Source organism: Terasakiella sp. (genome assembly GCF_048267425.1).
GTDB lineage: Bacteria > Pseudomonadota > Alphaproteobacteria > Rhodospirillales > Terasakiellaceae > Terasakiella.
On record NZ_JBLWXN010000009.1, the window covers coordinates 133,490 to 147,497 of the forward strand.

General features: G+C 48.7%; 11 protein-coding genes. 9 read left to right on the forward strand and 2 right to left on the reverse strand.

What is annotated here, in order from left to right; translation table 11 throughout:
• Positions 1–58: 58 nt before the first annotated feature.
• Positions 59–874 carry an SH3 domain-containing protein gene (locus tag ACN0VA_RS14275; protein ID WP_417821803.1) on the reverse strand — a complete coding sequence of 272 codons (816 nt, stop codon included), beginning with the start codon at positions 872–874 and terminating at the stop codon, positions 59–61.
• Between the two features lie 130 nt (positions 875–1,004).
• Between ACN0VA_RS14275 and ruvX the strand changes: the two genes are divergently transcribed.
• Both ruvX and ACN0VA_RS14285 read left to right on the forward strand, forming a co-directional pair.
• The gene (ruvX, locus tag ACN0VA_RS14280) at positions 1,005–1,478 is read left to right on the forward strand and encodes a Holliday junction resolvase RuvX (protein WP_417821845.1); all 474 of its coding nucleotides are present in this window, start codon (positions 1,005–1,007) and stop codon (positions 1,476–1,478) included.
• Positions 1,471–2,136 carry an O-methyltransferase gene (locus ACN0VA_RS14285; RefSeq protein WP_417821804.1) on the forward strand — a complete coding sequence of 222 codons (666 nt, stop codon included), beginning with the start codon at positions 1,471–1,473 and terminating at the stop codon, positions 2,134–2,136. The genes ruvX and ACN0VA_RS14285 overlap by 8 nt, the downstream gene beginning before the upstream one ends.
• Before the next feature lie 13 nt (positions 2,137–2,149).
• Here ACN0VA_RS14285 and ACN0VA_RS14290 read toward each other — a convergent pair whose 3' ends face one another.
• Complete coding sequence (locus ACN0VA_RS14290; protein WP_417821805.1) at positions 2,150–3,613, reverse strand: methyl-accepting chemotaxis protein; 1,464 nt, start codon at positions 3,611–3,613, stop codon at positions 2,150–2,152.
• Positions 3,614–3,767: 154 nt separating this feature from the next.
• Here ACN0VA_RS14290 and ACN0VA_RS14295 point away from each other — a divergent pair, with 154 nt between their 5' ends.
• The 7 genes from ACN0VA_RS14295 (at position 3,768) to ACN0VA_RS14325 (ending at position 13,990) form a co-directional block, all read left to right on the forward strand.
• Positions 3,768–4,700, forward strand: a complete 933-nt coding sequence (locus tag ACN0VA_RS14295) for an AEC family transporter (RefSeq protein ID WP_417821806.1) — start codon at positions 3,768–3,770, stop codon at positions 4,698–4,700.
• A 71-nt stretch (positions 4,701–4,771) separates the two neighbouring features.
• Positions 4,772–5,743, forward strand: coding sequence for an aspartate carbamoyltransferase catalytic subunit (locus ACN0VA_RS14300; protein WP_417821807.1), 972 nt, complete (start codon positions 4,772–4,774; stop codon positions 5,741–5,743).
• The gene (locus tag ACN0VA_RS14305) at positions 5,740–7,053 is read left to right on the forward strand and encodes a dihydroorotase (protein ID WP_417821808.1); all 1,314 of its coding nucleotides are present in this window, start codon (positions 5,740–5,742) and stop codon (positions 7,051–7,053) included. Before ACN0VA_RS14300 ends, ACN0VA_RS14305 begins: the two co-directional genes overlap by 4 nt.
• Positions 7,054–7,113: 60 nt before the next feature.
• Entirely contained in the window at positions 7,114–7,686 is a 573-nt protein-coding gene (gene plsY, locus ACN0VA_RS14310) for a glycerol-3-phosphate 1-O-acyltransferase PlsY (protein WP_417821846.1), read from the forward strand.
• Positions 7,687–7,760: 74 nt separating this feature from the next.
• Positions 7,761–8,876 carry a DNA-processing protein DprA gene (gene dprA / locus ACN0VA_RS14315; protein ID WP_417821809.1) on the forward strand — a complete coding sequence of 372 codons (1,116 nt, stop codon included), beginning with the start codon at positions 7,761–7,763 and terminating at the stop codon, positions 8,874–8,876.
• A 53-nt stretch (positions 8,877–8,929) separates the two neighbouring features.
• A complete protein-coding gene (topA, locus tag ACN0VA_RS14320; RefSeq protein WP_417821810.1) occupies positions 8,930–11,542 on the forward strand; it encodes a type I DNA topoisomerase in 2,613 nt (870 codons plus the stop codon).
• 114 nt (positions 11,543–11,656) lie between these two features.
• Entirely contained in the window at positions 11,657–13,990 is a 2,334-nt protein-coding gene (locus tag ACN0VA_RS14325; RefSeq protein ID WP_417821811.1) for a cache domain-containing protein, read from the forward strand.
• Positions 13,991–14,008: the final 18 nt, after the last annotated feature.

A 14,008-nucleotide genomic window follows, 5' to 3' on the forward strand; every position in this document is an offset into this window, starting at 1 on the left:
TATGTGTTCGCGTTATATTTGGACAGTAGTTTGTGACAATGCCTAAATTATGGCGAGGTTATTGCGGTTTAAGTTCGCTTGGATTGGGAATTTCACCGGCGATAATGCGCCATGCTTTTTTATTGAAAGAGGACAGCTGTAATTTCAATGCGGCCTGCAAGGCTTCCTGCGGTGTCGTCGCCGGAAGTTTATCGCGCAATGCTTTTTCCTTGAATTGCTCAAGGGAGACCGCATCCATTATCACTTGTTCTTCCGCTTGATTAAACAGGGCAGTTGCCGACAGGAATTCTTCATACCCGGTGGCAACATCGGGAAGGTTGAGGGTGATTTGATAGATCGGCTTTTGACCCAAATCCGGTGGGACTTCGGACATGAAGACCAAGGCGCTGAAATCGAATTTATCGTCGTCCATTGTGCAATTGAATGTGACTTGATAATCGGCGGAGACGAAAATTGTCTCTTCTTCGATTGCGCGCCCTTCAAAGGTGAGGTTATAGGCGCAAACGCCTTTATCGTCGGCGGATAAGTCGATATTCGACGTAATCGGTTCTTTTAAGGAGGCATCGATCATCGGGGTCAGAGACGAGGCATAGATATATCCCAGATTATTGCCTTTTTTGCTGATCGCCAGCCATTGCGTTCCCTTTACTCTGCCTTTTACCGTAACAATATCGCGGCTTGGCAGTTGTGCAACTTTCTCCCCCGTGCTGGCGGGTTTGTCGCGAACGTTGACATTGTTTTTGATGACAAGAAAAGGACCGGTATGTCCTTCCAATGTTGAGACGTCAAACATCGGTGCGGCCAAAGCGTGCGTGGCAATGGTCATTGCAAAGGTGGTTGCGATTGCCAGCCCCATGAGCGATTGATATTTCACTCTTGTACTCCATCCCCTTATAAGTGTTGTTGGCATAATAGCGGAATGTGTTTTGTTATACAATGCGATGAGGCCTCGACATTTATTCACGTTTGCGTCATAAGGCCTCAACTGCATGGAGAAAAGATCAATGGCTGTTGTCGAACTGGCTGAATTTGCCGCTGCCTTGAAACAATATGATCGTTTGATGGGGTTGGACCTCGGCACAAAAACCATTGGTGTGGCCTTGTCCGATGTGATGCGGATGGTCGCAACACCGCTGGAAACCTTGCCTAAATCCAAATTTTCAAAAGATGTTATTAATCTTAAGGCAATTATCAACAAAGAGGAAGTGAATGCTCTTGTATTAGGTTTGCCGCGTGAAATGGACGGTACCCTTGGCAAACGGGCACAGGCAACCAAGGCATTTGCATCAAATTTGGCGCGCGAAATTGATTTACCGATTTTGCTGTGGGACGAACGATTGTCCACTGTAGCGGTTGAACGGATGTTGATCGACGAAGCAGACATGACACGCAAACGCCGATCCGAAGTTGTTGATCGTGCGGCGGCGGCTTTTATCTTGCAAGGGGTTCTGGACGCATTGGGACATCAATATGGCTGATCATTCTATTCGACTTGACGATAAACTGGATGCTTATGTGCGCCGTGTCGGCATGCGCGAAAGTGAACCTTTAAGAAAACTGCGTGAGCATTCCAAAAAGACATTGGTGAACGCACAGTTGGCGATTATGCCGGAAGAAGCCGGTTTTCTGGATTTGCTGGTGCGCCTGTGTGGTGCCAAGCGTATTGTTGAAATAGGCGTTTATGCAGGCTATTCCACCTTGGCCCTTGCTCAGGCTTTGCCCGACGATGGCTATCTGGTGGCTTTGGAACGTGATGAACGTTTCCCCCCTGTTGGTCGCCCGTTTTGGGAAGAAGCCGGTGTTGCAGATAAAATTGATTTACGTTTGTGCGATGCCAATGAAGGGATTGAAAAAGTCCTGCAGGAAAATGGGCCGGACAGTTTTGATTTTGCTTTTATCGACGCAGATAAAGCCAGTTATATGAATTATTATGAAAAATCACTGGAACTGGTGAAACCGGGCGGGGTGATCTGCGTGGACAATGTCTTGTGGTATGGTCGTGTTGTTGATGAAAAGGACAAAACCCATCAAACAGCAGCGATCCGCGCCATCAATGAACATATCGTTGCCGATGATCGGGTCGATATGTCCATGTTGACGTTGGGCGATGGCTTGACGGTTGTCCGTAAACGCTAAAACATTATTTACTTTAAGTCTGAATGAACTTTTGAACTTGTGTGGACAATTGTTCTGCCTGAATGGATAACTCGCTTGCGGCTTGCAAAACTTCGTCGGCGGATGTTTCCGTTTCACTGGACGCTTGACTGACGCCTTCGATATTGAAGTTCACCTCTTGTGTTGCCGCACTTTGTTCTTCAACTGCTGAGGCGATTCCACCGGAAATATCGTTAATCTCATTAATGATGGTTGTGATATCGGCAATGGCCTGTACGGCATTCGAGGTTTGGTTCTGGATAGTGGAAATTTGTTGACTGATTTGATCGGTGGCTTTGGCGGTCTGATTGGCAAGGTTTTTGACTTCAGACGCCACCACGGCAAAACCTTTCCCCGCTTCGCCAGCACGTGCGGCTTCAATCGTGGCATTTAAGGCCAGAAGATTAGTTTGACTTGCAATGTCGGTAATAATGGACAGGACATCACCGATTTCTTGCGAGGCGGATTTAAGATTTTCAACCTGCGTGTTGGCTTGTTGTGCTTGTCGAACGGCTTGATCCGAAATTTGTGAAGACCGTGACACTTGTGCGGAAATTTCGTTAATGGATGCGCTTAATTCTTCGGTGGTGGAACCGACATTGGCCGCCATATTGCGGGCCTGTGCAGCTGTATTCGCCATCGCTTGCGAACTTGCGCGCATTTCCGTTGCTGATGCCGCGACAAGATCAACGACATGCTGTACTTCGGTGGCAAAATTGATGCGATCTGTAATCACCGACCATGTCAGCATGGCTTGAGCATAATTGCCTTGTGAATCGTAAACAGCCGTGACGTAGAGGTCGAGATGTTCGTCCCCCAATTTAATTTTGGCTTTATGGGGCAGGTTGGATGGGTCACTTAAGAGGCGACGTTGATGTTCCGGGGCCTTATGGAAAATATCAAAGGTCTGCCCCAGAATTTCTTCGGCTTTACAAGGAAGTAAATGTTCCAGACCTTTCAATGTTTGAACGCTGGTTTCATTCATGTAGGTGATGGTAAAGTTCCCGGTTTCCACGGCAATAACGTTGATCGGCATTTGGTTTGTCATTTGCTTGAGACGCGCGGCTTCGTCTTCAAGGCGGACTTTTTCTGTTACAACCGACCAAGTCAACATTACGCTTGTATAAACGCCTGCTGTATTGAAAATAGGGGTGACAAGCAGATCCAGTTTTTCCTGCCCCAGTGTGATGATTGTCTGAAAAGGCAGATTATTTGGATTACGCAAAATATCGCGTTGTCGTTCGGGCATCTTGTGGAAAACATCAATGTTCGTTCCGACGATATGGGCGGCTTTTACCGGAATAAGATGTTCCAATTCCGTCAAGGTTTCGATGGAAACCCGATTGGCATATGTAATATTAAATGTTTTAATATCGCAGAACATGACGTTGATGGGCATTGCGTCAACGGCATCATGGAAAGAGCGATCAATATGTGTCTGGTTTCCAAAAAATCCCATTTTTTTCTCCTAAATGTGATGCCTGAGTTGTATGCTTCTAGGATGCGAACTTACAGATTAATTTTTAATTAATTCTAAAGTGCTGTGTATTTTGCTGATTTGCAAGTGAGTATGAGTACTTAAGTCTATTTAGCTAAACCGTTAGTGGTAGGTTATGGTTGATATTGTATTTGCACTGGGACCGGTGTTTCTGTTGATCCTGCTCGGTCATGTCATCAAGGCGAAATGGGCTGAGCAAGGCTTCTGGGCGCCAGCGGAATTAATGACATATTATGTCTTCTTTCCGGCCTTGTTATTGCATACGACGGCACGCACGAATGTCGCTGATTTGCAAATTGCCCCGATGGCACTGGCCTTGATCGCCGCAACCGTTCTGGCAGGTGCGATTGCCTTGAAAGCAAAGCCTGTTCTTGAACTGAACGGGCCTGATTTTTCATCATTGTTTCAGGGGTCTATTCGCCCGAATTCCTATGTTGCTATCGCCGCAGCCTTTGCCTTGTGGGGGGAACCGGGCTTAACGTTGGTTGCGATTGCCATTGCTTTTATTGTGCCCTTGGTGAATTTTTTATGCGTCATCGTTATGGAAACCTATGGGGCCCGCGAATTTCGTAACGAGGGGGCACCGCGTTTGACTACATTGTTAAATGCGATTGCGCGAAACCCGCTGATTTTGGCCTGTTTTTTGGGTGTTATTATCAATCAAACGGGGGCAAACTTACCTCCTGTTTTGGGACCCCTGGTTGAAATTTTAGGACGCGCGGCTTTGCCGATTGGTTTGTTATGTGTTGGGGCCGGGCTTGATTTTCAGGCTGCCCGTGACGCTGGTAAAACAGTTGTGACCGCAAGTCTGAACAAGCTTGTGCTTTTACCGCTGGCTTGTCTGGTCTGTTGTATGGCATTGGGGGTTGAGGGGATTACACGCGATTTGTCGGTTTTATACGCGGGATTACCTGTTTCGGCCTCGTCTTATGTGTTGGCCCGCAAGATGGGGGGGAACGCTCCGGCAATGGCGGGGATTATTACCTTGACGACTCTGGCGGCAATGCTGTCGATGCCCTTGTGGATGCTGGTTTTGAATTGGTTCTGAAAACCGCAGAAACAGTATTGTTTCAACAGGTGCTTGCAAGGGCCGTGTCCATGTGCATATAGTCCGCCCCTATGAGCACCAGAGACAGAGAATTACGCTTCACGCACCGGCACCTTCTTGGGATCGAGGGTTTATACCCGTTCGAGATCACCGATATTCTGGACCGGGCAGAAGTTTACGCCGCAGCCAACCGACGTCGCGAGAAAGTCGAACAATCGTTGGAAGGCCGCACGGTCATCAATCTTTTTTTCGAGAACTCCACGCGAACGAGAACGTCATTTGAACGCGCGGCAAAACGCTTGGGCGCAGACGTGATCAATATGTCTGTGGCGACTTCCTCGATTAAAAAGGGGGAAACCCTGATTGATACGGCGGTGACGTTAAACGCCATGCACCCGGATGTGCTGGTTGTACGCCACGGGGATTCAGGTGCGGTTAATCTACTGTCACAAAAAGTGAATTGCGCGGTTTTGAATGCCGGTGACGGGACGCACGAACATCCCACACAAGCCTTACTGGATGCTTTAACAATCCGTCGACGTAAAGGCAGCATCACCGGCTTGAATGTGGCCATTTGCGGTGATGTTTTGCATTCACGTGTTGCAAGATCCAATGTGCATTTGCTCAGTGCGATGGGCGCGCGTGTCCGTCTGGTGGCCCCGACGACCCTGTTACCCTCGGCTATGCAGGTGTTGGGGGCAGAAATTTATAATGATATGCGCGAAGGCTTGAAAGACGTCGATGTCGTGATGATGTTGCGTTTGCAAAAAGAACGTATGGAAGGGGCTTATTTGCCGTCTCAGCGGGAATATTTCCATTTTTACGGTCTGGATTATGAAATGCTGGCGATGGCAAAAGACGATGCCTTGATCATGCATCCGGGACCCATGAACCGGGGTGTGGAAATTGATTCCGACGTTGCCGATGATATTGAACGTTCCGCCATTCAGGAACAGGTGGAAATGGGTGTTGCCGCCCGTATGGCCTGTCTGGAGATGGTAACCGCCAACCTGGATCAATGGCGCGAGGAGAACGGGAAATGAGCGTGAAAAAAGATATTACGAACAAGCGTGTTGCCTATGTGAATGCCCGTTTGATCGACCCGGCAAGTGATCTGGATATTCATGGCGGTGTTTTAACCGAAGGCGAAAAAATCGTCGATTTTGGCCCCGGTTACGCAAAAGCCAAGGGTCATTATGGTGAAGTTGACGTCATTGATTGTGATGGGGCGTGCTTGATCCCCGGTCTGGTTGACTTACGTGTGCAACTTCGTGAACCGGGGGAAGAACACAAAGGGACCTTGAAATCAGCAGGGGAGGCAGCGACATCGGGTGGCGTGACATCCATGCTCAGTTTGCCAAATTCAACCCCTGTTACCGATGATATGAGTGTCGTTGAATTTGTCGCACGGCGTGCCCGGTTGTTGGGTCTATCCAAGGTTTATCCCTATGGGGCGATCACCAAGGGGCTGGAAGGCAAAGACATGGCCGAAATGGGCATGTTGGCGGAAAGTGGGGCGGTTGCCTTTACAGATGGTATTCGCGCGGTTGCCTCGCCCAAGGTGATGCGTAAGGCGTTGACCTATGCACGCAATTACGATCTGTTGATTGTGCAACACCCAGAAGAACCTTCTTTGGCCGAAGGCGGCGATATGAATGCAGGTGCCTTGGCCATTCGTATGGGGCTGACCGGTATTCCGACAGTGGCGGAAACCATTATGGTGGCGCGTGATGTGCGTCTGGCCGAAGATACCGGTGGGCGTTTGCATTTCGGTCATATTTCCACGGCGGAAAGTATTGATATTATCCGACGTGCAAAAGAACGCGGTGTCGCGGTGACTTGTGACACGGCCCCGCCTTATTTTTCACTAAACGAACTGGCCGTTGGCGAATATCGTACGTTTGCGAAACTTTCGCCGCCTTTGCGCAATGAAGAAGATCGACAAGCCGTGATCGAAGGCCTGAAAGACGGCACGATTGATGCTATTGCCTCGGATCATGCCCCGGAAGATGAAGATTCAAAACGTCTACCGTTTGCACAGGCTGCTTTCGGTGGTGTCGGGTTGGAAACATTACTGGCAATCACGTTGGAACTGTATCACAACAAACATATGACCTTGCTGGAATGCTTGAAAAAAGTGACCTGCAATCCGGCTAATATTGTCCGGCTTCCGGCCGGGCGTATTGCAAAAGGCGCGGCAGCGGACTTATGCTTGTTTAATCCGGAACGTGGCTGGAAGATTGATGCGGATCAACTGCCGTCCAAATCCAAGAACTCGCCGTTTGACGGGCGTCTCGCTCAGGGACGATGTCTGCGTACCGTTGTGGACGGTCGCACCGTCTTTGAACTTTAAAAAGGATAAAGGAGTACTCCAGTGGGTACCTTACCTGTTATCGTGACCCATGAATGGCAGATGGCCGCTTTGCTCGGTTATTTGTTGGGGTCCATTCCGTTCGGCCTGTTATTGACCAAGCTGTTTCAAGCCGGTGATCTGCGCTCTATTGGTTCGGGCAATATTGGCACCACCAATGTGTTGCGCACCGGGCGTAAAGATCTGGCGGCCGCAACGTTGTTATTGGATGGCGGCAAAGGCGCGGTTGCCGTCTTGCTTGCCGGATATTGGTTTGCCCCGGATGCTGCGATTATTGCCGGTATGATGGCTGTGATCGGGCATAATTTCCCCATGTGGCTGAAATTTGAAGGCGGCAAAGGGGTCGCAACCACATTGGGTGTTTTACTGGCGATGTCATGGCCTGCCGGTTTGGTGACGGCTGCGACATGGTTGCTGGTTGCGTTGGTGTTACGTTATTCGTCATTGGCAGCCCTTGTGTCTTTTGCCGCCTCTCCTTTTTATATGTATTTTCTGGGGGATGAAAATAAGGCGGTGTTGGCTGTCTTGTTAGCCGCCCTTGGCATCGTGCGTCATCATGCCAATATCAAACGCCTGCTTGCCGGTGAAGAACCGAAAATCGGTCAAAAAAAATAAAGTCTTTGGCGTAAAATCAGCCTGAACCGTTCATAGGTTTTGTCATGGTAATGACAGAGGAACGGTTCAGGCTGATGACGCATTTATTCTCCGATACAGAAAAGCTGGCATGGCTGCGGTTAATTCGTAGCGAAAATGTCGGTCCCATTACATTTTACCGCCTACTGGAACAATTCGGAACGGCATCAAAAGCCTTGGATGCGTTGCCCGAACTGGCTCGCAAAGGCGGACGTAAAAAAAAGATTGCCATTTGTTCCAAATCGGATGCCGAACGCGAAATGACCGAGTTGGCAGAAATCGGCGCAGAAGTGATTGTGCGCGATGAAGACAGTTATCCCCCCTTATTATCTCATGTTGAAGATGCGCCCCCGGTTTTATGTGCGCGCGGACATACGCATCTTCTGAAAAAGAAAGCCGTTGCCATTGTTGGTGCACGCAATGCAACCTCGAACGGATGTAAATTTGCCGGACAGATTGCCCGTGATTTGGGCGAAGGCGGTTTACTGGTCGTTTCCGGCTTGGCCCGCGGTGTTGATGGTGCCGCCCATGCCGCTGCGTTGGAGAGCGGAACGGTCGGGGTGCAAGGCGGTGGCGTTGATGTGATTTATCCTCGTGAAAATGCATCCTTATATAAAGAGATGACGCTGCGTGGGTGTGTGATTGCAGAACCGAAACTGGGAACCAAACCACAAGCGCGTCATTTTCCGCGGCGCAATCGGATTATTTCGGGCATGTGCCGTGCGATTGTGGTGGTTGAAGCCTCGCCCCGCTCGGGTTCCTTGATTACCGCGCGCATGGCCTTGGAACAGGGGCGCGAAGTTTTTGCTGTTCCCGGTTCGCCATTGGACCCGCGTGCAGCCGGAACAAATGGCCTGATTCGCGAAGGAGCGCATTTACTGGAAAATGCGCAAAATATTTTTTATGAACTGGAAAGCCTGAAAAATACCCCTTTAAATGAAAGGAAATACCAATATTTTCAAGATGTTAAAACCACATTACCAGGGGAGAAGGAGTTAACCGAAGCACGTAAGGTAATTGTAGAAAGTTTATCAATTTCACCAGTTTGTGTTGACGAAATCATTCGTCAATGCCAAATCTCTGCTTCCGTTGTGCAAACTGTTTTGTTGGAACTGGAACTGGCGGGGCATGTAGAACGCCATCCCGGGAACATGGTTTCTTCAATTATTTAAACGGTTTGCCGACATGAGTGCAGTTAGTGGAATAGAATTTAAGAAGATCGCTTATGAACGTAGTTGTCGTCGAATCGCCCGCAAAGGCCAAAACGATCAATAAATATTTGGGTAAGGATTATATCGTTCTTGCCTCATACGGTCATATACGCGATTTACCCGCCAAAGATGGTTCTGTACGACCAGACGAAAATTTCTCAATGGATTGGGAAATGGATGCGCGGTCCAAAAAGCAGTTTAAAGATATTACGGACGCCATGAAGGGCGCGGATAAACTGTATCTCGCGACTGACCCTGATCGTGAAGGGGAAGCTATTTCATGGCATGTTCAGGAAGTGTTGGCGAATAAACGCTTGTTAAAAGGCGTTGATGTCAAACGTATCGTCTTCCATGAAATTACCAAACAGGCTGTCTTGGATGCGGTTGCCAGTCCGCGCGAAGTCAATCAGGAACTGGTTGAAGCTTATCTTGCGCGCCGGGCTTTGGACTATCTTGTGGGGTTCAACCTATCGCCTGTTTTATGGCGTAAATTACCGGGGTCACGTTCTGCTGGTCGTGTGCAATCGGTTGCCTTGCGTTTAATCTGTGAACGCGAAGCCGAAATCGAAGCCTTTAAGGCTGATGAATATTGGACAGTTGACGCCAAATTTACGACACCGAAACGCAAAACCATTGCCGCCAACCTGACCCATTTAAATGGGGACAAGCTTGCCAAGCTGGACATCGGCAATGAAGCGGCGGCGAACAAGGCTGTCGCCACGGTTGAAGCGGGCAGTTACACTGTTGCCGACGTTGAACGTAAAAAAACACGCCGTCACCCCGCGCCACCGTTTACCACATCGACTTTGCAACAGGAAGCATCGCGCAAACTGGGGTTTGGTGCAAAACGAACCATGCAGGTTGCGCAAAAACTGTATGAAGGGATTAACCTTGGCGGGGAAACCGTCGGTTTGATCACCTATATGCGTACCGATGCGGTGAACCTGTCCAACGAAGCAATTTTTGGCGCCCGTGATTTGATCAAGGATCAATATGGCGACAAATATGTACCGGAAAGTCCGCGCACTTATAAGACAAAAGCCAAGAACGCACAGGAAGCCCACGAAGCCATTCGCCCAACCGCAGTGACCCGTCGCCCGGAAGAGATGGCGAGATATCTGGATGCGGATCAGTTGAAACTCTACAGCCTGATTTGGAAACGAACGGTGGCCTGTCAGATGGAAAGCGCTGTTTTGGATCAAGTCGGCGTGGTTATCCAAAGTGCGGACAAGCAAACGTGGTTGCGTGCCAGTGGCTCGGTTGTTGTATTTGACGGTTTCCTGACGCTTTATCAGGAAGGCCGCGACGACAATGGCGATGACGAGAAAAGCGACAAAATTCTGCCAGACGTGCAAACCGGTGATACGTTGAACCTCGGCCCTGTGAATGCGGACCAGCATTTCACACAACCGCCGCCGCGATATTCCGAAGCCTCCCTTGTTAAAAAGATGGAAGAATTAGGCATTGGGCGTCCGTCCACTTATGCCAGTATTATTTCGGTCCTTCAGGATCGTGATTATGTTCGTCTGGACAAGAAACGTTTCATTCCAGAAGATCGTGGTCGTTTGGTCACGGCATTTTTGGAAAACTTCTTTGAACGTTATGTCCAATATGATTTTACGGCAAACCTTGAAGACCAGTTGGATGAAATCTCCAATGGGGCGGAAGATTGGCAAAAAGTCTTGCGTGATTTCTGGGCTGCCTTCAGCGCGGCTGTCGAAGATACCAAAGAATTGCGCGTGCGTGATGTTTTGGATGCGCTGGATAAAGATTTGGAAGAGCATTTCTTCCATGAAAATGAAGAAGGCAAAGATCCACGCGTCTGTCCGACCTGTGGTGAAGGCCGTTTGAGTTTGAAGCTGGGTAAGTTTGGGGCCTTTATCGGTTGTTCGAATTATCCTGACTGTCGCTATACTCGTCCCTTGATCCAAGAGGACAGTGGCGATGGTGCGCTGCCTGATCTGGAAGCCGGACCGAAGGAATTGGGGCTTGATCCTGAAACCGGCGAGATGGTGACCATGCGTCGTGGACCATACGGTATTTATGTTCAGATCGGCGATATCGACCCGGAAGATAAGAAGAAAAAACCCAAGCGGGCCTCATTGACGTCCGATATGAACCCGGCGGAAATGGATTTGGAAAAAGCTCTTAAATTGCTTTCTCTGCCGCGCAATGTCGGAATTTTCCCTGATACGGGGGAGATGATCAAGGCAGGTATCGGACGTTTCGGCCCCTATGTCAGCGTCGGCAAGACGTTTGTTTCCATCAAGGAAGACAGCCCGTACACCATTGGTGAAAACCGTGCGATTGATCTGATCCATGAAAAAATGGAAAAGACGCAAATGGTCGTGTTGGGCCAACACCCGGATGAAAAGAAAGATATTATTCTGCAAAATGGTCGTTGGGGTCCGTTTGTCAAAGTTGGCCGGATCAATGCCCGCTTGCCCAAGGATATGGAACGTGAAGACGTTACCTTGGAAATTGCCATTGAGATGCTGAATAAAAAAGGTGCCGGTAAGAAAAAGGCAACGAAAAAGAAAACGGCTGCCAAGAAAACGACCAAAAAGGCACCGGCTAAAAAAGCGGCAACCAAAAAAACCGCAAAGGCGGATGCGGCAGACGAATAATATAATTTTCCAAAGCGGATTGTGTAAAATCAATTCCTAATATAAGCAATAAATGATACTCTCTCTTCTTAATTGGGGAGGGAGAACCTCCTGTTTTCATATCTGGAGGGATTGATGTTTGCGTTTCACAATATCAAGCTTGCTTATAAAATCAGCTTTGGCGTTATCGTTTCTGCATTAATATCCATTATCATCGTTGTGTTTTCGATGACGCAATCCGTTGATGAAATTATTGCACAGTCGGAAAGACGGGAATTGAACAACCATTATGTTGCCATTTCCAGTGCGATTGAGGCCGAAGCCTATCGGGCGGAGTCCTTGGCTGCGCTTGTTGCACAAATTCCACAGGCCAGCGATGCGTTCGCAAATGGGGAACGTGAGCAGCTGTTTGAATTATTCGGTTCATCATTTCAGGATATGAAAAAGAACTATGCCGTGCGGCAATTCCAGTTTCATAGTCCGCTGGCAACCTCGTTTGCGAGAATCCATAAACCGGAAAAATTTGGTGATGACTTATCCTCATTTCGCCATACGGTAACTCAAACCAATCAAACAAAAGAACCTGTTGTCGGGCTTGAAAAAGGGGTGGCAGGCCTCGGGGTACGTGGTGTTGTCCCTGTTTTTCAGGACGGCAACCATATTGGATCAGTTGAATTTGGTATGTCTTTTGGGCAGGCCTTTTTTGATCGTTACAAGGCCCGCAACGCTGTAGATGTTTCCCTTTATATTCAAGGCGAAAATGGTTTCAAATCGTTTGCGTCCACCCTGACTGGGATGCCGTTGGACTCATCAGTGAACTTGCAAGCTGTTCTAGAGGGCAAGGCGCAAATGGGATTGGCGCATTATAATGAAAAAGCCCATGCCGTTTTATATGATGTGATCCGAGACTTTTCACAAAAGCCTGTCGGTGTTCTTGAAATTGCAATGGATGTGTCACATTTTCGCGATATGCGCAGTGCGGCTGAAAATCGCACACTTTATATTTCTTTGGCGGCATTGATCCTCTCTATTTTGTTATCTATCTGGATTTCAAAAAGCATTTCCGGTCCTATTTTGCGTATGGCAAATGGCTTGAGACGTATTTCGCACAAGGATTTTGATATGGAAATTGTCGGCCATGACCGGACGGATGAAGTTGGGCTGATGGCGCAGGCCTTGGTGGAATTGCGCGAAAATGCTGTTGCCCATGATCAACAGGAACGTGAACGTGAAGTCCAGTTTTTGGAATTACAAAACTGGAAGGATGAGCTCAATAAACAATCCAAACACCAATTGCATGGGGTGGTTGAAGCGGCCATGCAGGCAAACAAGGCGATTGTTGCAATGGCATCCATGCGCAATGATATTGTCAATGTGCATACGGCCAGTGAGGCAATGGCCTCTGCGGTGGAAGAACTGGTGGCATCCGTCAACGAAATTGCCCAGAACGGCGAGGCTATTGCCCAAGATGCCCGCCACGCCGAAACTGCATCCAATGAAGGGATGAGCGAAGCGGAAAATGCAACAGCAGCAATGGGTGATATCTATAGCGCGGTGAATAACGCCGTTGATAAGACAGCTCTGTTGGCGCAATCCTCAGAAAAGATTGGCGATATTGTCAGCCAGATTGAAGCGATTGCCGAACAAACAAACCTATTGGCCTTGAATGCGACCATTGAAGCCGCGCGGGCAGGCGATGCGGGTAAGGGATTTGCCGTTGTTGCCAGTGAAGTGAAAAATCTGGCAAATCAGACGGCAGGGGCAACCGAAGATATCAATGCCCGCATTTCGACGTTATTGGATGAAATGGACGGGATCACCAGTTCCATGAGTTCGGGCAATGATGCGGTGAACAGTGGACAGAAAGTCATTGGGGAACTTTATAATCGTTTGGGGGAAATGAGCGCCAAGGTCAATAATGTGACTGGCAAGGTCGAAGAGATTGCCGGTATTTTGGCGCAGCAAACAACGGCTGCGAACGAAGTCGCCGCAGGGACAGCCAACATTGCCAAACTTGCCGAACATAACAATATTGAAATCGATATTGTTTTGGAAGCGATTGATAAAAGCAATGCGGAACTGGACGCCCGTGTGGAAGAGTTTGCCGCAGGTGGCGATGCCTACAGTATCGTCCTTGTCGCCCAAAATGATCATATGGCGTTTAAACGCAAGATCGTAAATACGGTTATGGGACGACGCGACCATAAATCAAACGATATGCAGGATCATCACACGTGCCGATTGGGACGCTGGTATGATGAGGTGACGGATGAAAGATTGTTGGCGCATCCGGCCTTTAAAAAATTGCACGAACCCCATAAAGAGGTCCATGCCTATGGGATTAAGGCGCTTCAGGCCCATGAAAATCGTAATTTCGAAGAGGCCTTGGCCCATTTGACCCAGCTTGATCATTATTCACAGGTCGTGCTGGATATATTGGAGGAATTGTCCAAAGCGGTTGAAGAATAGCGGGGGAAGGTGTACATA